This window comes from Gluconobacter aidae (genome assembly GCF_009547075.1).
GTDB classification, from domain to species: Bacteria; Pseudomonadota; Alphaproteobacteria; order Acetobacterales; family Acetobacteraceae; genus Gluconobacter; species Gluconobacter aidae.
This window is the reverse complement of the sequence record NZ_WIPH01000010.1, coordinates 46,362-72,534: the sequence shown is the minus strand read 5'-3', so window position 1 is coordinate 72,534 and position 26,173 is coordinate 46,362. Positions and strand designations below refer to the sequence as shown.

Annotated in this window: 24 protein-coding genes and 1 tRNA gene; 15 read left to right on the top strand and 10 right to left on the bottom strand. The window is 61.0% G+C overall.

Going from position 1 to position 26,173, the window contains the following annotated elements:
- The first annotated feature begins 42 nt into the window (after positions 1 to 42).
- Both GFJ39_RS06595 and pyk read left to right on the top strand, forming a co-directional pair.
- On the top strand, positions 43 to 978 hold the full coding sequence (locus GFJ39_RS06595; RefSeq protein WP_194285307.1) for an SH3 domain-containing protein: 936 nt from the start codon (positions 43 to 45) through the stop codon (positions 976 to 978).
- Positions 979 to 1,002: 24 nt separating this feature from the next.
- Positions 1,003 to 2,433, top strand: a complete 1,431-nt coding sequence (gene pyk, locus GFJ39_RS06590; RefSeq protein WP_153430584.1) for a pyruvate kinase — start codon at positions 1,003 to 1,005, stop codon at positions 2,431 to 2,433.
- A gap of 81 nt (positions 2,434 to 2,514) precedes the next feature.
- Here the strand turns inward: pyk and GFJ39_RS06585 are convergent, their stop codons facing one another.
- Together GFJ39_RS06585 and GFJ39_RS06580 are read right to left on the bottom strand one after the other, a co-directional pair.
- Positions 2,515 to 3,396 carry a prephenate dehydrogenase/arogenate dehydrogenase family protein gene (locus tag GFJ39_RS06585; protein ID WP_153430583.1) on the bottom strand — a complete coding sequence of 294 codons (882 nt, stop codon included), beginning with the start codon at positions 3,394 to 3,396 and terminating at the stop codon, positions 2,515 to 2,517.
- Positions 3,393 to 4,574 carry an HpnL family protein gene (locus GFJ39_RS06580; protein WP_407645868.1) on the bottom strand — a complete coding sequence of 394 codons (1,182 nt, stop codon included), beginning with the start codon at positions 4,572 to 4,574 and terminating at the stop codon, positions 3,393 to 3,395. Before GFJ39_RS06580 ends, GFJ39_RS06585 begins: the two co-directional genes overlap by 4 nt.
- A gap of 134 nt (positions 4,575 to 4,708) precedes the next feature.
- Between GFJ39_RS06580 and hpnA the strand changes: the two genes are divergently transcribed.
- From hpnA to hpnC, 3 genes are read left to right on the top strand one after another with little or no spacing between them, the layout of a single operon-like run.
- The gene (gene hpnA / locus GFJ39_RS06575; protein ID WP_153430581.1) at positions 4,709 to 5,704 is read left to right on the top strand and encodes a hopanoid-associated sugar epimerase; all 996 of its coding nucleotides are present in this window, start codon (positions 4,709 to 4,711) and stop codon (positions 5,702 to 5,704) included.
- Positions 5,704 to 6,846 carry a glycosyltransferase gene (locus tag GFJ39_RS06570; protein WP_153430580.1) on the top strand — a complete coding sequence of 381 codons (1,143 nt, stop codon included), beginning with the start codon at positions 5,704 to 5,706 and terminating at the stop codon, positions 6,844 to 6,846. The genes hpnA and GFJ39_RS06570 overlap by 1 nt, the downstream gene beginning before the upstream one ends.
- Positions 6,843 to 7,706, top strand: coding sequence for a squalene synthase HpnC (gene hpnC, locus GFJ39_RS06565; RefSeq protein WP_325062856.1), 864 nt, complete (start codon positions 6,843 to 6,845; stop codon positions 7,704 to 7,706). The genes GFJ39_RS06570 and hpnC overlap by 4 nt, the downstream gene beginning before the upstream one ends.
- A 28-nt stretch (positions 7,707 to 7,734) precedes the next feature.
- On the opposite strand, the gene GFJ39_RS06560 is transcribed toward hpnC, so the two are convergent.
- Together GFJ39_RS06560 and GFJ39_RS06555 are read right to left on the bottom strand one after the other, a co-directional pair.
- Positions 7,735 to 8,904, bottom strand: a complete 1,170-nt coding sequence (locus GFJ39_RS06560) for a pyridoxal phosphate-dependent aminotransferase (RefSeq protein WP_153430579.1) — start codon at positions 8,902 to 8,904, stop codon at positions 7,735 to 7,737.
- Between the two features lie 81 nt (positions 8,905 to 8,985).
- A complete protein-coding gene (locus GFJ39_RS06555) occupies positions 8,986 to 9,459 on the bottom strand; it encodes a cupin domain-containing protein (RefSeq protein ID WP_153430578.1) in 474 nt (157 codons plus the stop codon).
- Between the two features lie 137 nt (positions 9,460 to 9,596).
- Here GFJ39_RS06555 and hpnD point away from each other — a divergent pair, with 137 nt between their 5' ends.
- From hpnD to GFJ39_RS06535, 4 genes are all read left to right on the top strand, one after another.
- Positions 9,597 to 10,472 (top strand): presqualene diphosphate synthase HpnD, encoded by an 876-nt coding sequence (hpnD, locus tag GFJ39_RS06550; protein WP_153430577.1) that lies wholly within the window; start codon positions 9,597 to 9,599, stop codon positions 10,470 to 10,472.
- A gap of 5 nt (positions 10,473 to 10,477) precedes the next feature.
- The gene (gene hpnE / locus GFJ39_RS06545) at positions 10,478 to 11,773 is read left to right on the top strand and encodes a hydroxysqualene dehydroxylase HpnE (protein WP_153430576.1); all 1,296 of its coding nucleotides are present in this window, start codon (positions 10,478 to 10,480) and stop codon (positions 11,771 to 11,773) included.
- Between the two features lie 73 nt (positions 11,774 to 11,846).
- Complete coding sequence (shc, locus tag GFJ39_RS06540) at positions 11,847 to 13,841, top strand: squalene--hopene cyclase (protein WP_153430575.1); 1,995 nt, start codon at positions 11,847 to 11,849, stop codon at positions 13,839 to 13,841.
- Positions 13,841 to 14,473 carry a phosphorylase family protein gene (locus GFJ39_RS06535; protein WP_153430574.1) on the top strand — a complete coding sequence of 211 codons (633 nt, stop codon included), beginning with the start codon at positions 13,841 to 13,843 and terminating at the stop codon, positions 14,471 to 14,473. The genes shc and GFJ39_RS06535 overlap by 1 nt, the downstream gene beginning before the upstream one ends.
- Positions 14,474 to 14,551: 78 nt before the next feature.
- Here GFJ39_RS06535 and GFJ39_RS06530 read toward each other — a convergent pair whose 3' ends face one another.
- The 3 genes from GFJ39_RS06530 to GFJ39_RS06520 all read right to left on the bottom strand — a co-directional run bounded on the left by GFJ39_RS06530 (position 14,552) and on the right by GFJ39_RS06520 (position 16,908).
- On the bottom strand, positions 14,552 to 14,728 hold the full coding sequence (locus tag GFJ39_RS06530) for a hypothetical protein (RefSeq protein WP_153430573.1): 177 nt from the start codon (positions 14,726 to 14,728) through the stop codon (positions 14,552 to 14,554).
- A 255-nt stretch (positions 14,729 to 14,983) separates the two neighbouring features.
- A complete protein-coding gene (locus GFJ39_RS06525) occupies positions 14,984 to 15,790 on the bottom strand; it encodes an RlmE family RNA methyltransferase (RefSeq protein WP_153430572.1) in 807 nt (268 codons plus the stop codon).
- Positions 15,787 to 16,908 (bottom strand): Ppx/GppA phosphatase family protein, encoded by a 1,122-nt coding sequence (locus GFJ39_RS06520; RefSeq protein WP_153430571.1) that lies wholly within the window; start codon positions 16,906 to 16,908, stop codon positions 15,787 to 15,789. Before GFJ39_RS06520 ends, GFJ39_RS06525 begins: the two co-directional genes overlap by 4 nt.
- Positions 16,909 to 17,066: 158 nt before the next feature.
- Between GFJ39_RS06520 and GFJ39_RS06515 the strand changes: the two genes are divergently transcribed.
- The 3 genes from GFJ39_RS06515 (at position 17,067) to GFJ39_RS06505 (ending at position 20,190) form a co-directional block, all read left to right on the top strand.
- Positions 17,067 to 17,140 (top strand) — tRNA-Gln (locus GFJ39_RS06515).
- A 150-nt stretch (positions 17,141 to 17,290) separates the two neighbouring features.
- Entirely contained in the window at positions 17,291 to 18,784 is a 1,494-nt protein-coding gene (guaB, locus tag GFJ39_RS06510; protein WP_153430570.1) for an IMP dehydrogenase, read from the top strand.
- A 56-nt stretch (positions 18,785 to 18,840) separates the two neighbouring features.
- A complete protein-coding gene (locus GFJ39_RS06505) occupies positions 18,841 to 20,190 on the top strand; it encodes an RsmB/NOP family class I SAM-dependent RNA methyltransferase (RefSeq protein ID WP_153430569.1) in 1,350 nt (449 codons plus the stop codon).
- Here GFJ39_RS06505 and GFJ39_RS06500 read toward each other — a convergent pair.
- Positions 20,171 to 20,695: a GNAT family N-acetyltransferase gene (locus tag GFJ39_RS06500; protein WP_153430568.1), complete on the bottom strand. Its 525-nt coding sequence runs from the start codon at positions 20,693 to 20,695 to the stop codon at positions 20,171 to 20,173. The two genes, GFJ39_RS06505 and GFJ39_RS06500, sit on opposite strands and share 20 nt — an antisense overlap.
- 91 nt (positions 20,696 to 20,786) lie before the next feature.
- On the opposite strand from GFJ39_RS06500, the gene GFJ39_RS06495 reads away from it, so the two are divergent.
- Positions 20,787 to 22,589: a cation:proton antiporter gene (locus GFJ39_RS06495; protein ID WP_153430567.1), complete on the top strand. Its 1,803-nt coding sequence runs from the start codon at positions 20,787 to 20,789 to the stop codon at positions 22,587 to 22,589.
- Positions 22,590 to 22,596: 7 nt separating this feature from the next.
- On the opposite strand, the gene GFJ39_RS06490 is transcribed toward GFJ39_RS06495, so the two are convergent.
- Positions 22,597 to 23,109 (bottom strand): L,D-transpeptidase family protein, encoded by a 513-nt coding sequence (locus tag GFJ39_RS06490; RefSeq protein ID WP_153430566.1) that lies wholly within the window; start codon positions 23,107 to 23,109, stop codon positions 22,597 to 22,599.
- A 163-nt stretch (positions 23,110 to 23,272) separates the two neighbouring features.
- Here GFJ39_RS06490 and GFJ39_RS06485 point away from each other — a divergent pair, with 163 nt between their 5' ends.
- Complete coding sequence (locus GFJ39_RS06485; protein WP_153430565.1) at positions 23,273 to 24,007, top strand: response regulator transcription factor; 735 nt, start codon at positions 23,273 to 23,275, stop codon at positions 24,005 to 24,007.
- A gap of 23 nt (positions 24,008 to 24,030) precedes the next feature.
- Here GFJ39_RS06485 and GFJ39_RS06480 read toward each other — a convergent pair whose 3' ends face one another.
- Positions 24,031 to 24,828, bottom strand: a complete 798-nt coding sequence (locus GFJ39_RS06480) for an exodeoxyribonuclease III (protein ID WP_153430564.1) — start codon at positions 24,826 to 24,828, stop codon at positions 24,031 to 24,033.
- 81 nt (positions 24,829 to 24,909) lie between these two features.
- Between GFJ39_RS06480 and GFJ39_RS06475 the strand changes: the two genes are divergently transcribed.
- Complete coding sequence (locus tag GFJ39_RS06475; RefSeq protein WP_153430563.1) at positions 24,910 to 25,917, top strand: dipeptidase; 1,008 nt, start codon at positions 24,910 to 24,912, stop codon at positions 25,915 to 25,917.
- The last annotated feature ends 256 nt before the right edge of the window (positions 25,918 to 26,173 follow it).

Below are 26,173 nucleotides of genomic sequence, written 5' to 3'. Positions count from 1 at the left end.
GATGACTTGCCCAAACCTTCGGCCCTTGGCAGGGATGCGCTCATGAGAATGTCAGTCTTCCCTCTGCGTCCCGCCAAAGGCCATTCCGCTCTTCTGCGTGCGCTGCTGGCAGGTACGGTCCTGCTTGCTGCTCCGGGCTTCGTGAGTTCCGATGCCTGGGCGGCCCATCATCACAAGAAGCATGGGGAGACGGCCGCGAAGGCTGCGGACAAACATGCATCGGCCAAAAAACATCACAAGGCCAATGCGGCAAAACCCACGTCACCCACTACGAAGCACAAGACGGCGCATCATGTCGCTCTGAAGCGTGTCGCTCCGGCTGTCGCTGCGGGCGCTGCCGCAACAGCAGCGGGTGCGGCAGCGATGGGTCAGCCTGCAACTCCGCCTGTTCCTTCAGCTCCCGAGAATACGGACAAGGGCAGCAACACGGGACTGCCGCTGCCGCGCTATGCCGCGCTCCGGGCGGACAAGGTCTATATGCGTCGCGGTCCGGGAGACCGGTATCCGATCGACTGGGTCTATCACCGCCGCGGGCTGCCTGTGGAAATCGAGCGCGAATTCGATGTGTGGCGGCTTGTCGAGGATTCCGATGGCCAGAAGGGCTGGGTGCATCAGGCGACGCTCTATGGCAGCCGGACCTTTGTCATTCCGGGGCTGCCTCCTGAGGGCATGAAAGCCCAGAACGGCGAGGCAAGTGCGCAGGACGGCGACCATATCGGCAAGGCCGATGCCCGTATTCTCGCCCGTGTCGCCACTCAGGACGAGGCGCGGGCACATAAAAATGATGTGCTCCTCATGAGCCATCCGGAAGAAGATAGCAGCGTCATCGCGGTGCTGGAGCAGGGAACGGTGGGCAACATCAAGCTGTGTCCGCAGAACTCCCAGTGGTGCCGTGTGAGTGTGAAGGGCTATGAGGGCTGGCTGCCCCGCCGTCTTTTCTGGGGGCTGCTCCCAGGCGAGACGATTCAACCAAACTGATTTTTTCGATCGAGGACGCCGTATATGACATCGAGTTCCCATTACCGCCGCACGCGGATCGTCGCGACTCTTGGGCCGGCCTCATCCTCACCTGAGATGATCCTTTCCCTGGCACAGGCGGGCGTGAACGTCTTCCGGCTCAATTTCTCCCACGGCGCGCATGAGGATCATGGCGAACGTCATGCCGCCATTCGGGCGGCCGAAAAAGAGGTTGGGCACCCGCTGGCCATTCTTGCGGATCTTCAGGGACCGAAACTTCGTGTCGGCGTGTTCGAGAACGGTCCTGTGATCCTCGAGGAAGGTAAGCCGTTCCGTCTGGATCTGGACCGGACACCCGGTACGGTCTCGCGCGTCTGCCTGCCGCATCCGGAAATCATTTCCGCCGCCAAGCCGGGTAGCCACCTCCTGCTGGATGACGGAAAACTCAAGCTGCGTGTCGTAAAGACGGGCGAGGGATTCCTCGAGACGGTTGTGGTCGTGGGCGGAAAGCTTTCGGAGCGCAAGGGCGTCAATGTTCCCGACGTGACGCTGCCCATTCCGGCGCTGACCGAAAAGGACCGCCGCGACTTCGACTTCGCACTATCGCTGGGCGTGGATTTTGTGGCGCTTTCGTTCGTGCAGCGCCCCGAGGACGTGCAGGAAGCCCGCGAGATCGCGGCAGGTCGTGCGGCCATCGTGACCAAGCTTGAAAAACCACAGGCGATGGACGATCTGGCTGCCATCGTGCACCTGTCGGACGCGATTATGGTGGCGCGTGGGGATCTGGGCGTGGAACTGCCGCCCGAGGAAGTTCCGGTCGCACAGAAGCGTGCCATTGCCGAAGCCCGCAAGCAGTGCCGCCCGGTCATCGTGGCGACACAGATGCTTGAAAGCATGATCGAAAGCCCGACGCCGACCCGCGCCGAAGTGTCCGACGTGTCCAATGCCGTTTACGATGGCGCGGATGCCGTCATGCTGTCCGCGGAAAGTGCGGCAGGCAAATATCCTGTCGAAGCCGTCTCGATGATGGTGCGGATTGCCGAGCGTGTGGAGCAGGACACCGAATGGCGTCTTCGTATGGACCGTCTGCGCCCGGCGCCGGATGAAACCGTCCAAAGCGCGATCGTTCAGGCCGCCTGGCAGGTCAGCCGCACGCTTCATGCCGGTGCCATCGCATGCCGGACCCGGAGTGGAGCAGGGGCCATGCGCCTGTCCCGTGAGCGGCCACATTGTCCGATCATCGCCCTGACACCCGAATTGTGGGTCGCACGCCGACTGTGCGTTGTATGGGGTGTCTTTCCATATCTGATCAACAGCGAGCAAAGCTCTCAGGGCATTGAGCCTCTGGCCGGTCCTGTTGCAGAACTCGCCCGCAAGATGGGTTTCTGTAAAATCGGAGACCGGGTTCTGATTCTGGCCGGACTGCCTTCAGGTCATTCCGGCAGTACGAATACCCTGCGGGTCATCACGGCCTGAAGATATATTTCCTGTCTCTGTCACCTGCTGTCGGACTTCGGTCCCGCAGCAGGTCGTCTCGGCGTGATTCAGCTTATGGACTTAGGCCTGACGGTTTTCGATCAGGGTCCGGCGGATAGAGCGTCCGCGTTCGATTTTGCTTGTGATGGCAGCTTCGTCGCCCTTGCGGATGGCATCGGCCATGACCTGGGTGTCAGCCACGAATTTGTCGAGTGTCCCCAGCAGCGCTTCCTTGTTGGCCAGGAAGATATCCCGCCACATGACCGGGTCCGACGCCGCGATCCGGGTAAAATCCCGGAAGCCCGATGCGGCATAATCCAGAACGGCGGCGCGGATTTCATCGGAGAGATTGTCCGCGGTATCGCAGATCGTAAAGGCGAGGAGATGCGGCAGATGACTGACCATGGCGCAGATCCTGTCGTGCTTTTCATCAGACAGGATTTTCGTGCGCGCGCCGCACAGGGTCCAGAGTTGTTCGATCGTGTTCACAGCCTTCGTATCCGCGCCTTCAGGCGGAACGAGGAGGGCCCAGCGGTCTTCGAACAACGTCGAAAACCCGGCATCCGGGCCTGAATGTTCCGTTCCGGCCATCGGATGGCCGGGCACATACGCCACGTTTTCAGGCAGGATCGCGGCGAGTGCCGGCCCGAGCCGCCCACGAACGGAGGCCACATCCGTCAGAATGCTGCCCGGTTTCATAAAGGGGAGTACCTGACGGGCGACCTGTTCCACTGCACCAACAGGAACGCAGATCATGACGCAGTCTGCCTGCGCAGCGACAGCAGGATCGGACGTCGTGATATCCGCGATGCCCAGTTCCCGGATCCGTTCAAGAACGCCCGGGTTTGAATCAGCAGCGATCAGGGTTTCGGCAATTACTCCCGTCTCACGGGCCCGGCGCAGAACAGAAGAGCCGATCAGCCCCGGGCCGATGACCGAGAGAGACCTGAAAAGATATGTCATAGAACTCTGGGAGCCGTCGCGAAGGGAGTGTCCTCGGATTTTTTGCCGTCCCGGGATACGGCCTCTTTCTTGATGTTGCCGGCCAGGGCCGTCACTGCGGGGGGAATGACCGTCTTGCGGGCGGAAGCCGGAGGTGGAGTCGGCGTGCTTTTGTTTGCTTCCGCAGCAGGCGCATGACGCAGACGACGCATTTCCACGATCTGCCAGACCAGCAGCACCGGAATACCGATCAGGATGTCCCGTCCGCGCCGCAGAAGGGAAAGGCTGAGCGAGATTTCGGCATCGATACTGAAAATCATGCCCAGCGCGACATAGGCGGCTTCCTGCACGCCAAGAGCACCCGGCACGAGAAAGCCCGCTGACATGATGCCACAGACCACCCCTTCGATTGCGACCGAGGAGAAAAATCCCACATGGGCACCGAGAAGCTGGAGGGCCAGCCACGTCATGGCTGCACTGCCCATCCAGCATAGCAGATGGCAGAATGCACCGAGGGAAATCCTGTCTGGCCGGCTCCAGAGACTTTCGAGTCGTAGCTGGAAGGTCTCCGTATTGCCGATCAGGGAATCGCGCCATTCCGCGGCAATATGCTTCCCGAGAAACGCCGCAGCCTTGCGGACCATTACGCCGCCGCGCTGCTGGGTCCAGATGAAGCCGGCAATTCCAAGGCTCAGCAGGACCATGCCGCCGATGAGCGGCCAGACAAATCGTGATGCGCCCTGATGGCCGACCAGACACAGAAGTGCGATCAGGACAAAGGCGATCTGCCCCAGGACCTCGGTCGTAATGTCCACCAGATTGGCGGCGACACCTTCGGGCCAGTGCAGCTCTTCTCCCTTGACCGTGCGCGGATCCACACCGGCCAAAGTGGCACGGACGCCGATGACCATGCCGCCGAGTTGGGAGAAGGGAAGACATGCCCCGGCGCTGTCACGAACCAGACGCGCTCCCATGAGGCGCCGCACGCTCAGCAGGGGAACCGCCGCGTGCCACGCAACACCAAGCCCCATGTCGATCAGGAGCTGACATGCCGCAAGAAGCAGAAAGCCACCGACACCAACTTTTGAAAGTGCTTCCATGACGGGATGAATACCCGCCTTGGCCGCAATGAAGGTGAAAAGGGCTATCCCGAGGAGGGAAAGCAGAAGAGGGAGAGTTTTTTTCAACGTCTTCGTCACATATCGTTTGGAAACGCTCTATCGCACACAGGGTGAATATTCCACCCTTTCAGACGCTTTCCCCGAAAAGCCGGGGGGATTATGCTGTCATAAATTGCAACCATCTGCTGATGCCCCAAGGAGATTCTGCCACCATGAACGATGTCACGCTCGTTACGGGGGCTACGGGGTTTGTCGGCTCTGCCGTCGCCCGCGTCCTTGAAGAACGCGGCCACCGCCTGAGGCTTCTCGTCCGGCCGACATCCGACCGTTCAAATATTGCTGAGTTGAACGCGGAACTCGCCGTCGGTGACCTTTCCGATCCTGACACGCTCGCTCCGGCGCTGAAGGGCGTCAAAATCCTGTTCCACATCGCCGCCGATTACCGACTCTGGGTTCCGGATCCGGAAACCATGATGAAGGCAAATGTCGAGGGCACCCGTAACCTGATGCTGGCCGCCCTTGAGGCTGGCGTGGAAAAAATCATTTACTGTTCGTCAGTTGCGGCTTTGGGGCTGCGAAGCGACGGCGTGCCGGCAGACGAGACCACGCCGGTTTCCGAAAGCCAGGTCATCGGAATCTACAAACTGTCGAAATACCGGGCGGAACAGGAAGTCCTTCGGCTGGTCCGGGAGAAGAACCTTCCGGCGATCATCGTGAATCCCTCGACGCCGGTTGGGCCTCGGGATATCAAGCCGACGCCCACGGGGCAAATGATCCTCGACTGTGCCAGCGGCAACATGCCGGCCTATGTCGAAACCGGGCTGAACATCGTTCATGTCGATGACGTCGCCGAAGGTCATGCCCTTGCGCTGGAGCGGGGAAAGATCGGCGAGAAATACATTCTCGGTGGTGAGAACATCATGCTGGGTGACCTGTTTCGCATGGTCAGCCAGATTGCCGGGGTAAAGCCTCCTTCCATCAAGCTCAAGCAGTCCTGGCTCTATCCGGTGGCGCTTGTGTCCGAATGGCTGGCCCGCGGGTTCGGCATCGAACCGCGCGTCACGCGTGAGACGCTGGCCATGTCCAAAAAACTGATGTTCTTCTCGTCCGACAAGGCGAAGAAAGAACTCGGATATGCCCCACGCCCGGCCCGCGATGCCGTGACAGACGCCATCGCCTGGTTCCGTCAGCACGGACGGATGAAATAATGCTGTTCGGAACCGCACTGACGAGCCTTGGGGCATGGATCTATCTTTCGCTATTCCATGGGAAATTCTGGCAGAGAGGCCCCATTCTCGCCCAGAAACCCACACCGGTCTGCGCACCGGACGTCGCGGTGGTTGTCCCCGCGCGGGACGAAGCGGACTCCATTCGCGAATGCCTGACATCCCTTCTGGAACAGGATTATGACGGGCAACTGTCTGTCATCCTGGTCGATGACGAGAGCACGGACGGGACCGGCGATATCGCACGCACGCTCCCTGATCCGCATCACCGCCTGACCGTCATTTCGGGCCAGAAGCGCCCTGCCGGATGGAGTGGCAAGCTGTGGGCGGTCCATCAGGGAGAGCAGGAAGCCCTGAAGCGGATCGGCCTGTATGGCTACATCCTGCTGACAGACGCGGACATCATGCATGCCCCGGGCCATCTTTCCTCTCTGGTCGCCAAGGCCCGGGAAGATGATCTGGATCTTGTCTCGGAAATGGTGGCGCTGAACTGCGAGAGCACCGCGGAGCGTTTTCTGGTTCCGGCGTTCGTCTATTTCTTTGCGATGCTCTATCCGTTTTCGCGGATTGCGAGCGAGCATTCGCGGATCGCGGGTGCGGCCGGCGGCACCATCCTCCTGCGACGGCGGGCTCTGGAGCGGATCGGGGGTATCAGCGCCCTGCGCGGCGCCCTGATCGACGATTGCACGCTGGCCGCGCATGTAAAACGCTCGGGTGGCCGGCTCTATCTTGGACACAGTGCCCTGGCCTGGTCCGTGCGACCGTATCGCGGCATGAAGGACGTGTGGCACATGATCGCCCGGACGGCTTATGTGCAGCTCCGGTATTCACCCGTCCTGCTGCTCGCAACGATCATCGGGATGGCGACGATCTGGCTTCTGCCGGTGGCGCTCGCCCTGTTCGGCAAGGGACGGGAACGACGGATCGGGCTTTTGACCTATCTGCTGTCCTGCCTGACTTTCGTACCGACGCTCCGCCGCTTTGGTCTGCCATTATGGCGTGCCATTCCCCTCCCGCTCGTTGCGACCTTCTACATGGCGGCAACCATCGGCTCGGCCATTGACCATCATCGCGGGGTGGGCGTGCGCTGGAAAAATCGTTCCTACACGGATGAAACATCGTGACAGACAGCATCTGGGGGACGAAAGACGTCACCTCCGCCAAAGGCAAATCCGACGAGAACTTTCCCGTTGGCTCCTTCCTGATCGCCCCACGGCTCCGGCCTTACGTCCATACCTACTATAATTTCGCGCGTGTCGCGGATGATATGGTGGATACGACCGAGCTGACCCCTGCCGAGAAGATTGCACGGCTCAGGGGAATGGCTGCTGTCATCCGGGGTGAAATCACAGCACCTCCTCGCGCTGACGCCCAGACTGCTGTCAAGCTGCGCGAAGTACTTCTTCAGACGGGCGTTCCGCTGGAAACGGCGACGGATCTTCTTGAAGCATTCTGCATGGATGCGGAAAAGACCCGCTATGAAAGCTGGGACGAACTGCTGCATTACTGCAAATATTCAGCAAACCCCGTCGGCCGCTTCCTGCTTCTGTTGCACGGGGAGGCCGAGGAAACGCTCGCGCCTTCCGATGCCCTGTGTTCCGCGCTTCAGATCGTCAATCATCTTCAGGATGTCGAGGACGATCTGAAGACCCTCGACCGGTGCTATGTGCCGCTGCCGTGGCTGGAAGAAGAGGGCGTCTGTCTGGATGACCTGCGTCTGGTGCGCAGCAAGCCGGGGGTTCGCCGCGTGTTCGACCGGATGCTGGATGGTGTGGACGTGCTCAACAGAAACGCCCGGATCCTGCCGCTCCTGATCCGGGATCGCCGGATGCGGCTGGAAGCGGCCGTCATTGTGGAACTGTGCCATATTCTGACGGCACGTTTGCGGCATCAGGACCCGTTACTGGAACGTGTAGCCCTGACAAAGACGGATGGGGCGAAGGCCCTGTTCCGGGCGCTGCGTTATTTCCCTGCCGCGGGCTGAGCCAGGGCGGCAGGGAAATCGGATTGGATCAGGCGATGATCCGATCCAGCGTGGCACAGAAGATCTTCATTTCATCCATGGAGCCGACGGTAATCCGCGAGGCGTTCGGCCAGATGGGCCAGGAACGCCCGATCACGACTTTCTGCTTGAGGAAAGCGTCCTGGATGGGCGCAGCCGGTTTTTTCCAGTCGATGATGAACATGTTCGCATCCGAGGGGATAAAATGAAGGCCGCGCTTGCGCAGGTGCTGGAACGTCATGCTCCGGGCAGCGATCATTTCCTGACGACGGGCCGCGATGGCCGATTTCATGGTCAGGCTCAGCGTGCCGCAGGCTACGGCGGGAACCGGAAGCATCGTGGTCGCACTCTTGCCATCATAACGCATCATGGCTTCATGCAGATCGGGTCTGGCGAAGGTCAGGCCAAGACGCATACCCGCCATGGCGAACATCTTGGAGAAGGTTCGCAGGACGACCACGTCCTTGTTCTTGACGACCAGTTCCACAGCGCTCGGCGTTCCCGCAAAGTGGATATAGGCTTCATCGACCAGGACGATAGAGCCTTTCGGCTTGTTCTCGACGAGCCATGCGATGTCACGCAGCGGTGTGAGCGTGCCAGTCGGATTGTTTGGGGAGCAGATGTAGTAGACACCAGCATTGGGGTCCGCCGCCAGCATGGCCCGGACGTCAGTGCGATAGCCGTTTTTGGCGGACAACGGTACGCGGGCAAGGGGAATTTTCAGCCAGTCCGCGGCTACCCATCCGGCTTCATAGCTCGGGTTCGCCGTGACAAGGCCGCGGGTGGGCGAGCAGAACGTGACGATCGCGCGGGCGAGCGGATCGGACGAGCCGCACCATGTCATGACATGGCTTTCGGGAAGGCTCTCTACCTCAGAGACCGTCTTGATCAGATCATCGCGCATGTGACCGGTCGGATCGTAACGGTTGCTCTGGAAAACGGCAGAGGCACCAGCCTGAGCGGCTTCGGGGAAGGGGCCTGTCCAGCATTCATTGCTGCCCAGACGGGTCATGCCTTCGAAGTTGATTCCGGACGGGAGGATGGCGGCATGCGCGGACTTTGTCAGGGCATGGACGGTTGCACCCGCGGCCAGAAGCGTGGCGATCCGTCCGAAACTGCGGCGGGAATAGCCCCGGGCAAGGAGGTCGCTGCAGGCGGCGGGAGAGAGGGGACTGGTCATTGTAGGGCATACTCCAGACTAGGGCTGGAACATGTTAGTTCCGAAACGTTTTCCCTGTCAAAGCCGCCCCGGAGAATATTTTCAGTATTCTTTCCGCTGACCAGGGAGGGGAATGGATGTCGGCTTTCCAGGGGAGCCGGCATAGGTCAGCAGCAGAACCGTCTGCCCGTCGCCGCTCACGCCGCGATGGACGTCATTGACCGACTCCGCGAAGGCTTCACCCTGATGGAAGGTGCGTTTCTTGCCACTCTCGCGGTCCTCGATCGTGAGGGTGCCTTCAAGCACATAACCCGCATTGGGATAGGGGTGTGTATGCCAGGGCAGGGCGGAATGCGCCGGGATTGTCAGCCGGATCATGCTGAGCATCGGACGGGTCGTCGGGTAATGATCGTACGGAGTGCCGTTCCACGAATGGTCGTCCGCGAGAAGATGTTCGGCGTGGCCGCTGGCTGTCGCGGGAGGCGTCGTCTGCGCGATGGCAAGCGGTGCCGAAAGGATCGCGGCTGCCACTGTCCCTGCAAGAAAGGTCGGGTTCATAGGGGAAAGGAAACGCATGGCGCAAAGACTTCTCTTCAGGTGTTGCGTTTTGGCATCACCCTAACGCATGGCACGCCTTTCCGTTCAGGTCATCTTTGTCTCGGGGGGATTTGGGTCTAGAACCCTGATCTTCTGAAACGAGACAGGGGACAGACATGGTTTTCAGCAGGATGCGCGCTTCTTCCGGTCTTCCCTGCGCGCAGGCCGATCTGGACCATGTCGAGAGGATCGTCACCGCTTCGGGAACGTCCTTTGCCCGTGGGATGAGCATTCTTCCGCCGGACCGGCGTCAGGCGATGTTCGCGGTCTACGCTTTTTGCCGCCAGGTGGACGATATTGCAGACGGCGACGCCGGCGTCGCGGACCCGATGGCGGCTCTTCAGGAATGGCATCGCCGGATTGACCAGCTCTATGAAGGCGTGGCGGCGGATGCGCTTGATCGTATCCTGATCGTCGCCATCCATCGCTATCAGCTTCAGGCCAGGGATTTCCATGACGTCATCGACGGTATGGCCATGGATTGCGGCGCACCGATCGTTGCCCCCGACGAGGCGACGCTTGATCTGTACTGTGACCGCGTGGCCTCTGCGGTCGGACGGCTTTCGGTCTGCGTGTTCGGTGACTCGTCCGACAATGCGCGGCGCGTGGCCTATCATCTGGGGCGGGCCCTTCAGTTGACCAACATCCTGCGCGATATCGCCGAGGATGCGGGACGGGGCAGACTGTATCTTCCCGCCGAGCTTCTGACGCGGTTCGATGTTCCCAAGAATCCGCAGGAAGCGCTGTACGCCCATGGTCTGGATCAGGTCGCCCGTATTCTCGCAGAACGGGCAAAGGACCATTTCCGCGAGGCACGCAATGCCATGCGGCTGTGTGACAGCACCGCGATGCGCCCCGCCCGCATGATGGCAGCATCCTATGCGCCGATCCTCTCAGCGCTGGAAAAGCGTGGCTGGAAAACGCCGGATATTGCTCCGAAAGTCTGCAAACCCTGGAGACAGCTGCGCACTCTCGCAGCATATGTGAAGTAAGACCCATGAGCCATGTCCACATCATCGGCGGTGGTCTGGCAGGCCTCTCCGCCGCAATCGAACTGGCGGCGCAGGCCCGGGTCACGGTCTACGAGGCAGGACCAGCCTGCGGCGGACGGGCACGCTCATTTCGCGACCGCTCCCTCAATGCCCGGATCGATAACGGCAATCACCTGATCCTGTCGGCGAACGATCTGACGTTTCGCTATCTGGACATCATCGGCGCACGCCACACCCTTACCGGTCCGGGCTTGCCGATCTTTCCGTATTACGACCTTGAGGAGAGTCTGGCCTGGACACTGCGTCTGTCGAAAGGAAAGCTGCCTTTCTGGGCGCTACCAGGAGGGCGACGGGTTCCGGGTATGACGCTCTCCGAACTCGCTTCTCTGGGACGTTTTCTGCGCGCCAGCGAGAACACGACCGTGGATGCCTGTCTGAGTTCCGGACAACTGAGCCGCAGGCTTCTGGTGCCTTTTGCGATTTCCGTTCTCAATACGGGTATCCATACCGGCAGTGCGAAACTGCTTGGAAACGTGATTCGTAAATCCCTCGCCAAAGGCGGCATGGCCTGCTGTCCCTGGTTCCCGGAGGTAGGGCTGTCCGAAACACTGATTGATCCTGCGGTGACGTATCTGAAGCGGTTTCACGGCGATGTCCGCACGGGTGTCCGCGTCAATGCCATTGAGCGGCGGAACGGTCGTGCAACAGCGCTCGAAACAGCAGAGGGACGGATCGAGTTCGGCCCTGAAGACCAGGTCATCATGGCCGTTCCGGGACCTGTCGCGCAGTCTCTGCTTCCGGGACTGAAAGCGCCGGACGCTTTTGAGAGTATCGCGAACGCGCATTTCCGTCTCCCGGCCATGATTCAGGCGCGGGGTGTGGTGGCTCAGGCCGGGTTTGTGGGGCTGGTCGGCGGCATTTCGGAATGGGTCTTCCTCAAGGGCGATATCCTCTCCGTCACCGTCAGTGCGGCCAATCGTTACGCCGATCGCGAAAACAGCGAACTGCTGGCCACGATCTGGTCCGAAATCCGGCGCGCGCTTGATCCCGTCCTGTCGCAGTCGCTTCCGGTGGCCATGCCGCCTGCGCGTCTGATCTGGGAAAAACGGGCGACATTCGCCGCGACACCCGAGCAGAACCGGCTGCGGCCCGGCCCCCGAACGGATCTCGTGAATCTGGCTCTGGCCGGGGACTGGACCGACACCGGCCTGCCGTCCACGATCGAAGGCTCCATCCAGTCCGGTCTTCAGGCCGTGGCGGCGCTGGGCTTCCGCTCCGCCGTTGAAAACACGGGATCGTGATGAGCGCTCTCACAATCATGATTGTAACACAATCCCCGCCTTTCAGGACCGCCTGTGTCGGGAGAACCGAACAATGCTGATCTATTCTGATATTCTGGAAAAGGAGGACCGCGTGAGCGAGACCTTGTCCCGCCAATCTGTCGAACCCGATGAGATCAATCACGCCATCGAGGGAGCGCAGACCGCGCTCGGCGGAAAGCAGAAATCGGACGGACACTGGGTCTACGAACTCGAAGCTGACGCGACAATTCCCGCCGAATACGTGCTGCTTGAACATTATCTCGACCGGATCGACCCGGAAAAACAGGCCAAGATCGGGGTCTATCTGCGTCGTATCCAGGGCGATCACGGCGGATGGCCGCTCTATCATGATGGCGGCTTCGATCTTTCGGCAAGCGTGAAGGCATATTTCGCACTCAAGGCGATCGGGGACGACATCAATGCGCCTCACATGCGCATTGCGCGTGAGGCCATTCTCGATCACGGCGGCGCTGCGCGGACGAACGTGTTCACGCGGATCCAGCTCGCCCTGTTCGGGGAAGTACCATGGGACGCAACGCCCGTGATGCCGGTCGAACTCATGCTGCTGTCACGCAAGGCGTTTTTTTCCGTCTGGAACATGTCCTACTGGTCGCGGACTGTCATTGCGCCCCTCTTGGTGCTCAACGCGCTGCGTCCCAGAGCCATCAATCCGCGCGGTGTTCATGTCCAGGAGCTGTTCGTCAAGCCACCTTCCGAGGTCAATGACTGGATCCGCGGGCCATATCGCTCTGTGTGGGGACGGTTTTTCAAGCATCTGGACTCCGCGCTGCGTCCGGTCCTGCCGCTTATTCCGCGCAGTATGCACAAGAAGGCCCTGAAGGCCGCAAGCGATTTCATCGAGCCTCGTCTGAGCCGTGGCGGTCTGGGGGCCATCTATCCGGCCATGGCGAATGTCGTAATGATGTATCGTGCCCAAGGTGTGCCTGACAGCGATCCGCGGGCCAAAACGGCATGGGACGCAATCCAGGATCTGCTTGTGGATCATGGCGACGAGATCTATTGCCAGCCCTGCGTCTCTCCGGTCTGGGATACGGGTCTATCGGGTCTGGCGATGATCGAAGCCGCGTCCGGTCCTGCCGGCACGAAAACTGCGGAAACACTCGCAGCGTTGAAAAAAAGTGCCGAGTGGCTGCGGGAACACCAGATCCTGAACGTCAAGGGCGACTGGGCCATCAATGCGCCCGACCTCCGTCCCGGTGGCTGGGCGTTCCAGTACGAGAACGATTACTACCCGGACGTCGATGACACTGCTGTCGTTGCCATGCTGCTGCATCGTGTCGATCCCGAAAACAGCCGCGAGGCCATCTCCCGCGCCCGGGAATGGATCATCGGCATGCAGAGCACCAATGGCGGCTGGGGGGCGTTCGATATCGACAACGACCATGAGTTGCTCAACCACATTCCCTTCTCGGATCATGGGGCGCTGCTGGACCCACCGACCGCGGATGTCTCGGCGCGCTGTATTTCGTTTCTGGCGCAGCTTGGAGACCCGGACGACCGGCCGGTCATCCTCAAGGCGATCGAATATCTACGCTCGGAACAGGAATCCGAGGGCTGCTGGTTCGGTCGCTGGGGAACGAATTACATCTACGGAACATGGTCGGTTCTGTGCGCCCTGAACATCGCAGGCGTGCCGCATGATGATCCGATGGTCCTGCGGGCCGTAAACTGGCTTGAGAGCGTCCAGCGTCCGGATGGTGGCTGGGGCGAGGACTGCGCCACTTATGAGGGCGGTACCGCCGGCACCTACAAGAAGAGCCTGCCGTCCCAGACTGCCTGGGCCGTCCTGGCTCTCATGGCCGTCGGTCGCCGGGATAGTGAGGCCGTCAAACGCGGTGTGGCCTATCTCGTCTCCCAGCAGAACGAGAAGGGCGAATGGCAGGAAGAAGCCTATAATGCGGTCGGCTTCCCGAAGGTCTTCTACCTGCGCTATCATGGTTACAAGCAGTTCTTCCCGCTGACTGCCCTGGCCCGCTACCGCAATCTCGGTGTGAGCAACAGCGGCAAGGTGGAGTACGGCTTCTGATGCTGGGTATTCTCGCAGGTCTGAAACAGGAAGCCCGTCTGATCCGGCGCTTCCTGCCGAATGCTCCCGTGGCACTGAGCAATGCCACGCCGGAAGGCGCTCGCAGGGGGGTGGAACGTCTGCTCAAGGCAGGCGCAACGGAACTCCTGTCTTTCGGATGTGCGGGAAGCCTCTCACCGGACGTCGCGCCCGGAACAGTCATCGTGGCGGACCATGTCCGTTACCAGGACAGGGATATTTCCTGCGATCCGCGTCTGAGCGAAACATTCGGCTCGGCCTATGCCCGACGCGGTGGCATCCTGCACAGCGACGCGCTGGTCGAACTGGGGCTGGAAAAGGCCTGGTATTTTTCGCAGACGAAATGCCTGGCGGTGGACATGGAGAGCGGCGTCGTCGCCGATGCAGGCATGCCTTTTGCTGTTCTGCGGGTGGTCTGTGACGATGCGACGCGGGACCTTCCGCCCGCGGTCAAGACCAGCGTCAGAGACGGAGCCGTATATGTGCCAGGCCTGGTGGGTTCCCTGCTGCGACACCCCCTGCAGATCGGTGGACTGATCCGGCTGGGCAGGGAAGCGGCCATAGCGCAGCGTTCCATGGGCTCATTCCTGCAGGCCAATCCGCCTCAGGCCTGAGAAGGTCCCGGCGCCGGCAAACGTGGCTGCGACACCGATCGGAACGAGCCAGGGGAAGGTAACGGGATGGCCCTCGGTTCAGACGAGGGAGACGAACATCGGCACGACCAGCAGAATGACACTCCAAGCGTGGCGCCATAGCTGTAGGACGCGATGGAGAGGCCGAAGACGACAGCCGAACCGCTCGGGCGCCAAAACAGCAGGGCAGTCAGCCTCTTCAACGAGAATGGCCCGTGCGGCCGTCATGGCGTTCATGGCGCTGGACCAGGGACCCCATGGTCGCGGCGAGTATGCCTGCGATCATGAGACCGTTTAACACGGGCGGCAGGGTCAGGATGAAATGCGGGAACAGTGCGTCGGACCCAGACAACGGCCTTCAGGCCAGCCGCGATCGTATAGGCCAGCGTAAGCAGAACGATCAAAAAACAGAAGAATAACGAGCAGGCTGCCGAGCTTCGAGGCAGGTTATTCTTCCGAAAAATCTATGCGGGATGGCGGTATCTGCCGCCGTCAGGCACCTTTGCTGCTTTCGAGCAGACGTTCCGGGCGGAAACCCGTTGCGATGACATAAAGTTCGCTGGATTCCTTGCGTGATGCCGGGGGTTTGACGTGCTTGACGCTGGAAAACGCCGTTTTCATCAGCGCCAGCATGTCCTTTTCCGAGCCGCCCTGGAACACTTTGGCGATGAAGCTTCCCCCTTCGGCCAGAACCTGAAAAGCAAAATCAAGCGCGCCTTCCGCGAGACCCATGATCCGCATGTGATCGGTTGCGGCATGACCTGTCGTGTTCGGTGCCATATCGGACATGACCAGATCGGCAGGGCCACCCAGCATATCCTTCAGGCGATCCGGCATCTCGGGGTCCGTGAAGTCCCCCTCGATGATTTCCGCACCGGCGACAGGATCGACGGGGAGCAGGTCCAGCCCGACGACATGCTTCGCGCCACGCTTGACCGCGACCTGGGTCCATCCACCGGGAGCAGCGCCCAGATCGATGATCCGTGTGCCTTCTCCGATCAGTTTGAATCGGTCGTCGATTTCGATCAGCTTGAAGGCAGCACGCGAACGCCAGCCCTGCTTTCGGGCGGCCGCGACGTAGGGATCGTTCAGCTGGCGATTGAGCCAGCGCTGCTGGGCCGTGGTGCGTCCACGGGCCGTGCGGAGCGATACGGTCTTGTTGCGGGCCGTGCGGGCAGTTGCGGAATCAAGTGTTGCGTCGTTTTCACCGGGGTTGGAGGCGCTTTTCAGGGCCTTGCCCGGAATACGCTTCGGTCCCGTGTCCTTGCTGGAACCGGAGCGGGAACTTGGCGGCTTCATATCGTGGCGTATGTCCCGAATGGGCCCCGTGACCGGGGCGTGGCATGACGACTGGTCGTGCTGCGTCCCTTGCCGGAACGCTGACCGTGATCGCGGGCCATACGCAGCAACATCCCGTCGCGCAACCCCCGGTCCGCAATCGTTACGTCCTCAATCGGCCACAGACGATGGATCGCCTCGAAAATCGCGCAGCCCGGCAGAACGAATTTCATGCGCTCCGTCCCCACGCAGGGATGCTCCGCCAGTTCGTCACGATCCATACGCCGCAGGCTGCCGATGGCGTCCACCATGCTTGGGCCAGGCAGGGTCAGTCCATCAATAGCCGCGCGGTTGTAGCGGGGCAGGGAGAGCGCCACCCCGGCGAGTGTCGTCACGGTTCCGGAGGTGCCGATCAGCCGTGTTTTGCCGAGCGTTACCTCACGCCGGATACGATGCACGGTCTCGAAACCTTTCAGATAGTCCTGAACATGACTGACCATCGCCTCATAAGACGGCCCATGTCCTTCACCGAACATTTCCTGAAGGGTAATCACTCCGACGGGGACACTTGTCGTGCCGATCAGCGTCTGGGTCTGACGCTCCGGATCGATCCGGACCCAGGCGACCTCGGTAGAGCCACCTCCGATATCGAAAAGGACGCCGCGATCCGCCCGGACAGGCTCGTGCTCCGGCTGCCGAAAAAGCGGGGAGCAGCTTTCAAGCGCCAGCTCTGCTTCTTCACGAGCCGTAATGATGTCGATGGTAAGGCCCGTCTCGTGCTGCACGCGCGCCAGAAACTCGCGGCCATTGGCAGCCTGACGGCACGCTTCGGTCGCGACGGCGCGAACATGGACAAGGGGCCACTGCTTCATGCGCTCCGCGCAGATACGGAGGGCATCAAGCGCGCGCTTCATGGACTCTTCGGCAAGACGGCCACTGGCGCGCAGACCTTCACCCAGACGGACTGAGCGGTTGAAGCTGTCCACCACACGAAAACCGTTGGGCGTGCCAGCTGCAATCATGAGGCGGCAGTTGTTGGTACCGAGATCGATGGCACCAAAGAACGGACCCGTGCGTCTGGCAGACGCATGCACAGGCGCGGGGCCTGACAGGTTGTGATCCGTTCCATACCTCATCATGTGTTTCGGCTCCCGCTTGCCCGTGATCTGGGACCTTGGAAAAGCAGCATGGGGCGTGGGGGACCCTGGTCGCAAGAAAAATATCAGTTTTCCTGAAAAAAATGTCTATCGCCCCCTTGCGCCGTCCCGGGGCGATTGATAAACACCCTCTCACCGCTTGGGAGATAGTTTAGCGGTAGAACTACCGGCTCTGACCCGGTCAGCCCTGGTTCGAATCCAGGTCTCCCAGCCAATAAATCCTCAGAAAATACCGCAAAAAAGAGACTTCCCCTCAAGGGGCAAAGTGCTCTATGAGGACCCGCCAACGGCCGGACGGCCTCTTGGTCTCCGGTTCACACACATCGCGTCGTCACGACGCATGACGTAACGGGGGCAAGCGGGCATGACATCATCTTCCGGCACAACCAATCTTAATGAGCGCATCCGCGATGCTCTGGCTTTTGACGACGTCCTCGTCGAGCCGGCTGAATCGTCGGTCCTGCCGGCACAGACCTCCACACGGACCCGCCTGACGCGCTCCATCGAACTGAACATCCCGCTGATGTCGTCCGCCATGGACACCGTGACCGAAGACGGCATGGCCATCGCGATGGCGCAGCAGGGCGGCATGGGCGTCATTCACAAGAACCTGTCCATCGAGGAGCAGGCCGAGCAGGTCCGTCGCGTCAAGCGCTTCGAATCAGGTATGGTCGTCAATCCCGTCACGGTCGGTCCGGATCAGACGCTGGCCGAGGTTCAGGCCATCATGGCCCGGCATGGCGTTTCCGGCCTTCCTGTCATTGAAGAGGGCAGCGGCGTTCTCGTCGGCATCCTGACCAATCGTGACATGCGCTTCACGACCGATCCGAACACGCGTGTTCGCGACCTGATGACCCATGAGAACCTCGTGACGGTCCTCAACGGCGCCGCGCCGGATGAGGCGCGCACACTCCTGCATCGTCACCGGATCGAAAAGCTCCTGGTGGTGGACGAGGCGAAGCGCTGCATCGGTCTGATCACCGTCAAGGACATGGACAAGGCCATCGCGCATCCGCTGGCCATCAAGGACTCCCAGGGCCGTCTGCGCTGCGCTGCGGCCGTAGGAGTCGGGGAAGACGGCTTCCGCCGCGCCGCCGCACTTGCAGAGGCCGGGGTAGACGTCATCGTCGTGGATACGGCCCATGGACACTCCCGCGGTGTTCTGACTGCGGTTGAAACGCTCAAGAGCCGTCATGGCGATCTTCAGGTCATCGCAGGGAACGTCGCAACACCACAGGCTGCGCGGGCGCTGATTGCGGCCGGTGCCGACTGCGTAAAGATCGGTATCGGGCCGGGATCCATCTGCACGACGCGCGTCGTGGCTGGCGTGGGCGTGCCGCAGTTCTCCGCCGTCATGGAAACGGCTGCGGCCTGTCATGAACTGGACATCCCGGCCATTGCGGATGGCGGCGTCCGGACATCGGGCGACATCGTCAAGGCGATTGGCGCGGGTGCGGACGTCGTCATGGTCGGCTCGCTGCTGGCGGGCACGGATGAAAGCCCTGGCGAGACGTTCCTGTATCAGGGGCGCTCTTATAAAGCTTATCGCGGCATGGGCTCACTGGGAGCGATGGCGCGCGGTTCCGCGGACCGTTATTTCCAGGCGGAGGTCCGCGATACGCTCAAGCTGGTTCCGGAAGGCATCGAGGGTCAGGTTCCATACAAGGGCGGCATGGCTCCGGTCATCCATCAGCTCGTTGGTGGCCTGAAGGCCGGCATGGGCTACACGGGCTCTGCCACGGTGGCGGATCTTCAGGTCCGGACCATGTTCCGTCGTATCACGAATGCCGGTCTGCGTGAGAGCCATGTTCATGATGTGACGATCACCCGGGAAGCCCCGAACTACCGCCGGGACTGAACGCCCCCGCATCAAAGTCTCTCGCATTGAGGGGCCAAACGGGCTACGGGGGCGCTATGACCCCCGCAGCCCGTCTTTCAGGCGCCATCGATCTGCTCTGTGCGATCCAGAACGCGCCCCGCCGTCCAGCCGACGCCACAGCCAACGCCTTTTTCCGCGAGCGCCGTTATATCGGTGGTGGTGACCGTCGCGCCATTTCCACAATCGTCTGGGATGTCCTGCGGGGCTGGAGACGGTTGCACTGGCATCTCAGGGATATTTCCGGCGATATTTCCCCACGCCTGCTGTGCTCGGCATCGCTTCTCCTTGGTGGGGAAACGATGGAGAACGTCCGCAAGCTGTTCAGTGGAGAGCGCTATGCGCAGAAGCCTCTGACGTCACGTGAAGATATGGCGCTTAAGGAGCTGGAAGGAAAAGAACTTTCCATCCAGAAGCAGCCCATTGCCGTACGGCTTGAATATCCAGACTGGCTGGACAGTGCGCTGCGCGAGACGTTCGGCAACCGGCTTCCGGACGAGATGGAAGCCATGCTCGGAACGCCGACGCTCGATCTGCGCGTCAATCTGCTGAAGGGAAGCCGGGAGGCAGCCATCCGCGAACTTCGACGCGAATCGCTTCAGGCGGAACCGACGAAGCTTTCGCCCTGGGGACTGCGGCTTGACGGGCGCCAGCCGGTCACGGCGACGCAGGCGTTTAAGGACGGCCTGGTCGAGATCCAGGACGAAGGCAGTCAGCTTGTGGTTGCCGCCGCGGATGCGCGCGGCGAGCACCGGGTTCTGGATTACTGTGCGGGTGCGGGCGGCAAGACGCTGGCACTGGCGATGACCATGGAAAATCGCGGGCATATCGTGGCCTGTGACGTGCACGAGAAGCGTCTGGACGGTGCGGTCAAGAGGCTGCGTCGGGCAGGTGTTCATAACGTCGAGCGGCATCTGCTGGTGTCGGGGGACAAATGGGCCAAGCGTCGGGCCGGCAGCTTCGACCGGGTGCTGGTCGATGCGCCGTGCTCGGGAACCGGAACCTGGCGCCGGAACCCGGATGCACGGCTGCGCCTGACGCCCGAAGACATTCAGGAGCTTGTCATCAAACAGGCGCAGATCCTTGATCGTGCAGCATCTTTGGTGAAACCGGGTGGACGGATGATCTATGCGACCTGTTCGCTTCTGGCCTGCGAGAACGGGCAGCAGATCGATGCTTTCCTCAAGCGTCGGACGGATTTCGTGCGCCTGCCAAAGGAGCAGATGTCTGAACTTCTGCCAGCCGAACTACGGAACAAGGCACAATTTTCTCTGACGCCGCTGCGGGACGGAACGGACGGATTCTTTGCCTGCGTGCTGGAGCGGGTCGTGGCGGATGTGAAGGCTGAGGAGACGGCCGAAGCCGCTGTTACGACGCCAGAGGCATAAGGTCCTTCCACATAACCAGCGCGTCCACATAGCCTTGGGACGGGTGGTCGAATGCTCCGGGGAGCGTGCCGATCACCCTAAAGCCCAATGATTTCCACAGGGCTATGGCCCGCAGGTTGGTGCTGACGACGAAATTGAACTGCATGGCGCGGAAGGCGAGTTTCGTGGCTTCCGCCAGAGCATGTTCAGCCATGAGGCGGCCTGCGCCAAAGCCCGACCGGGCGACGAAGCCAGCATTGGCGATATGCGCGCCACCACCTTTCTGGTTGGCCTGAAGATAGAATGTCCCGACGATCTCGTGGTCCTGGGTCTGCGCGACATAAACGCGATGCTCCACATCCATCCAGTAGGCCAGCGCCTGCCGTCGTCCCCAGTGACGGGGCAGCGCGTAGGTTTCGCCCTTGCGCAGGACGGGAGACAGGAGGCGCCAGATTCCCTCGCGGTCCAGTGACTGGGCGGGACGGATCCGGATGTCCGTATCGGAACGGGGCGGCGGGAGCGTCATAACGGAACATTATTCCATATTTAGGTGCTTCGGCTGATCCGGGATATGATACCGCTTCGTATCCATAACGCGGAGCCCGTGCCGAACATCCATGCAATATGACATCCTTATCGGCATTGCCTCGACTTTCGGAGCGGGAATGCTGGCTCAGTGGGTCGCCTGGCGATTCCGGCTTCCGGCTATTGTCCTTCTGTTTTCGCTTGGTCTGATTTTCGGGCCCGGACTGGGTATTCTTCATCCATCGGAGACGATGGGGTGGATGTTCCGGCCGCTAGTGTCGCTGCTTGTGGCGCTCGTTGTCTTTGAAGGCGGTATGGCGCTGGATTTCCGCCAGTTACGCGAGGCGGGGGAAGGCGTCGCGCGCCTGACGATGCTCGCGCTGCCAATCAACTGGGTTCTTGGCTCTCTGGCGGCGCGTTATGTTGCCCATCTGGAATGGGGCACGTCCATGCTGTTCGGGGCGATCGTTGTCGTGACAGGTCCGACGGTCGTTCTGCCGCTGCTGCGCAGCGCCAAGCTTCAGCCGCGCGTGGCGGCGTTCCTGCGCTGGGAAGCCATCGTCAACGATCCTCTGGGCGCGATTCTGGCGGCTGTCGTCCTTCAGCTCATGATGTTGCACGTGGACGTTCATGCGGATGTGTTCTTCACGCATACTCTTCCGGATCTTCTGGGGGCGATTGCGGTTTCGCTGTCCGCGGGAATCCTGCCGGCCTATCTGGTCCGCTATCTTTTCACGCGCGATCTGATGCCGGAAATTCTCAAGACGCCGATGCTGATCTCGATGGCGCTGGTGATCTTCTCACTGTGCAGCCTGGAAATGGGGGGCGCGGGGCTGATGGCGGTCACGATCTTCGGCATGGCTCTGGCGAACCTCCAGATCCCCGGCGTGGCGGAACTGCGACGCATGAAGGAGTCGCTCGTGGTTCTGGTCGTCTCTGTACTGTTCATCATGCTGACGGCCGATCTGCAACGCGATATTCTCGCACGGCTTTCCATTCCGATCTTTGCGCTGACGGTGGTGGTCCTGTTTGTCGTGCGACCTCTGGGTATTTTCCTCTCCACGCTGGGAACGAGCATGCCCTGGAAGGAGAAGCTGTTCGTCGGCTGGATCGCGCCGCGCGGTATCGTGGCGGCAGCCGTGGCCGGTGAGGCGGGAATCAGTCTCAAGGAAGCAGGGTATCAATCCGCCGACCTGATTATGCCCGCCGTGTTCTCCGTGATTGCGGTGACGATGATCCTGCATGGATTTTCACTGGGGCCGATCGCGCGCCTCCTGAAACTTACATTGTCCAACGATCCGGCGATCGCAATTCTGGGAGCGAGCCCGTGGTCCATCAATTTTGCATCCTGCCTGAGCAGGGCCGGGGTGCCGGTGCTGCTGGTGGACAACCGTTCCAGCGCACTCATGCCGGCGACGCGACAGGACATTCCCGTCCTGCGGGCCGAACTTCTGTCCCAGCACGGGCAGGAATCCCTTGAGGAACGGCCCGCGGACTATCTGATCGCCACCACGGGTGATGGCATCTATAATGGGATGGTGTGCGGGCATCTGGCGCCGACCATGGGGCGGCAGCGCGTCTATCAGATCAGCCCCGGCGTGGCCCGGCTGGATTTCTATCACGGCCTGTCACGCGATGCGCGGGGCAAGGTGCTCGGCGAGCCTGCCTGGAATTACACGCTGTTCGAGACGCTGTACGAGCAGGGATGGCGGTTCATGGCCATAGAAGCCACCGAAGAAAGCGCGCCGTCTTTCGGGACGGACGAGAACAGGCTCGACATCCTTGTGGTGCGGCGTGACGGCGCCATCCTGATCCGCTCGGCCGAGGATAATGACAAGGCCGTGCCCCAGCCGGGGGATTCCATGGTTTCCATGCTCCCGCCTTCAGCGGATTAGAAGGGCGTCAGGACGGCTTTTCCACGGTGATATGGGACAGGCCGGCGCGCAGGAGTTCGCGGAGTTCCTTTTCCTCTACGGCGATGCAGCCTTCCGTATAACCGCTGACGGGCGGAAGGTGCAGGAAAATGGCCGAGCCGCATCCCGACTCGGCTGGCGCGTCGTTCCAGCCCATCACAATACAGAGATCGTAAACATGGTCCTCGCGCCAGAGTGTCTCGCAGGAAGCGGGGTGGGGCAGGGAGACGGCGCGATTGTAGTCGGAATGGGCCGGATCATCGCACCAGCCGTCACTGGGAGCGATCGGTTCAACAGCCAGTTCCGCACCGCAGACCGGGCGCGATGTCCGGTCTGCGCGATAGAGGACACGTCGGATCGGCAGTTCCCCCACGGGAGTGCACAGATCGCCTTCAACCTTGTCAAGAGACAGACCGCGCCGCCCGGTCAAAGCCGGAACGATTTTGCCCTGGAAGTGAAGAAAAGCGCGGTCTCCAGCGGTTTTCAAAATAGCTTTAGCCATAATGCTGTTTCCTTTTTCGGCTGTACTTGCCATAGTCTGCCCCCGAGAGCATGCTGCTTTCTTCCCCGGTAGCGGGAATGGCAAGTCCGGATGCGCGAGTTACGAACGCCGATCTCTGCGGATGTGACTTTTCTTCCGTCGCGATAGAACGAGACAGGTTATTATGGCAGGTCCACGCCCCATTCTGGTTGTTGACGATGATGATACGCTGCGTCGTCTTCTGGCGGAACAGCTTCAGCACGATGGCGAACTGGAAGCCGTTGAGGCGACATCCGTTGCCGCGGCGCGCGAACTTCTCGCCAAGCCTGGCGCCCGTTATGACGCCATGTTGCTGGATATCACTCTCCCTGATGGTGACGGGCGCGATTTCTGCGCCGAACTGCGACGCGAAGGCGTCCGCATGCCGATCATCATCCTGACCGGCTCCGATGACGAGCACGACGTTGTGCGCGGTCTGGATGCGGGCGCCAACGATTACGTTGCCAAGCCTTTCCGGATCGGTGAGCTTCTCGCCCGCCTGCGCGCCCAGCTGCGGATTTTCGAGAACAGCGAGGACGCCGTTTTCGAGATCGGTCCGTATGCCTTCCGTCCGTCCGCCAAGCTGCTGGTCGAAACCGCCCGCAACCGCCGGATACGTCTGACGGAGAAGGAAGCGGCGATCCTGAAATATCTTTACCGTGCAGGTCAGCGCCCGGTGGCCCGTCAGGTTCTCCTGAACGAGGTGTGGGGCTACAACGCCGCCGTCACCACCCACACGCTTGAGACGCATATCTACCGTCTGCGCCAGAAGATCGAACCCGATCCGGCTCGTACCTCGCTGCTGATTACGGAAGGAGGCGGGTATCGCCTCGATCCGGAAGGCCGTGGCGTCATCGGCTCCGACAGCCTGTCAGCCTGAAGGCTGACAGGGCGGGTAGCGGGTCAGGCCGGATCGAAATCCAGTACGACCGGAACGTGATCGGAGGGACTGGCCCAATCCCGCACGTCCTGCAGAACACGGACATTACGCAGGCCCGGCATCAGATCTGGCGTCATCCAGACATGATCCAGCCGCCGTCCACGGTTGGACTTCTTCCAGTCCCTGTTGCGGTATGACCACCACGTATAGAGCTTTTCGGGCTCCGGCGTGATCGTCCGCATAGCATCCTGAAATCCCGTTGCCATCCACGCCTTGAGACGTTCGATCTCGGGGGGCGTATGGCTAACAATCTTCAGGAGCTGTTTATGGCTCCAGACATCGTGTTCCAACGGTGCAATGTTGAGATCGCCAACCAGAATGCTACGGGCTGGCGGTGTGCTGGTGAACCAGTTGGTTGCCTCGTCCACAAAGGCCAGCTTGTGGGCGAATTTCTCATTTTCTTCGGGATCGGGGATGTCCCCGCCGGCTGGCACGTAGAAATCGTGCAGCAGGATCGGGCCGGCCGGCGTCGCAATGCTGGCAGCGACATGCCGGCAGTCGGAGCGGGTGCACCAGTCCGGTGTGCCGTCTACGCTGTGCAGTTCGTGTCGCGACAGGATCGCCACACCGTTATAGCCCTTCATGCCTTTATAGATCTGATGGGGCAGTCCCATTTCAGCCAGGGCCTGAGCAGGGAAGAGGGGATCCGGGACTTTCGTTTCCTGTAGACAGACGATGTCCGGGCTTTCCTGTTCGACGATCTGCTTCAGCAGAGGCAGTCTGAGTCGAAGGGAATTGATGTTCCAGGTGATGAGACGCATGCGAACTGGATCAACCGGATCGGTCGTTTTGACAAGCGCCCTCTTGCACACAAGACGTTCCCGTCCGATCTAGAACGGACCATGACTGATCTGCACGACACGCTCCTGACGCTTGATTCCCATATCGATATTCCCTGGCCGGACCGGCAGGATGCCTGGGCGGAAGAAACGCCCAGGCAGGTGAATGTCCCCAAGACTCGCAAGGGCGGTCTGCGGGCCGTGTGCCTGGCCGCGTATATTCCGCAGGGCACCCGTGACGAAGCAGGACATGCTGAAGGCTGGGAGCGGGTTCAGGGCATGCTGGACGTGGTTGCCGGACTTGAAGGACGGCAGGGCGATCAGGGCGCACGTGTGTGCCGCACAGCCGCGGATGTGCGGGCCGCCTACAAGGCAGGCGACCTCGCCATTATTCCGGCGATCGAGAACGGGCATGGTCTGGGAGGCCGTCCGGAGCGTATTGCGGAACTCGCCCGCCGGTATGGCGTGCGTTATATGACACTGACCCATAACGGTCACAATGCGCTCGCGGATGCGGCCATTCCGCGCAAGGATCTTGCCGATAACGAGACACTTCATGGCGGATTGTCGGATCTGGGACGTGAGACGATCGCGCACATGAACCGCTCGGGTGTTCTGGTCGATGTGTCGCATGCGGCGAAGTCAACCATGATGCAGGCCACCGAAATCTCGAGCACGCCGGTTTTCGCCAGCCATTCCTGTGCCCGCGCCCTGTGCGATCATCCGCGCAATCTGGATGACGAGCAGCTTGACCGCCTGAAAGAGACGGGCGGGCTGATCCAGGTGACGGCCATGGGATCGTTTCTGAAAAAAGGTGGAGGCGGTACGGTCGAGGATCTGGTGCGGCATGTCTCCTATATCGCGGAGCGGATAGGAGTGGAGCACGTGGGCATCTCGTCCGATTTCGATGGCGGGGGTGGTATCCCTGGCTGGAAGGACGCAACCGAGACCGCGAACGTAACCCGGGCCCTTCAGGCGGCGGGATTCAGCGACACGGATATTTCGGCCATCTGGGGTGGTAACATGCTGCGTCTTCTGGAGACGGCCGAAAGAGCTGCAGAGAGGGTCTGAGAGCGGGGTCTTCACACGTTTTCAGACCTGTCCGATAGAACAGAACATGATCATGGGCGACGAAAAGGGAGCCAGTTCGTCCACCATGATTCGGAGTGATGTTCTTCGGGAGCTTCCCGGTCTTTTCTGTCCCGCAGATTGAAGCTGAAGAGAAAGACCGGAAAGAAAGATGCAAGTATTTTCAATGACTTGTAAAACATGATTAAAAATTGGGCAATCTGATGGCAGGTCCGGCAAACCGGGGCTTTCATGATTC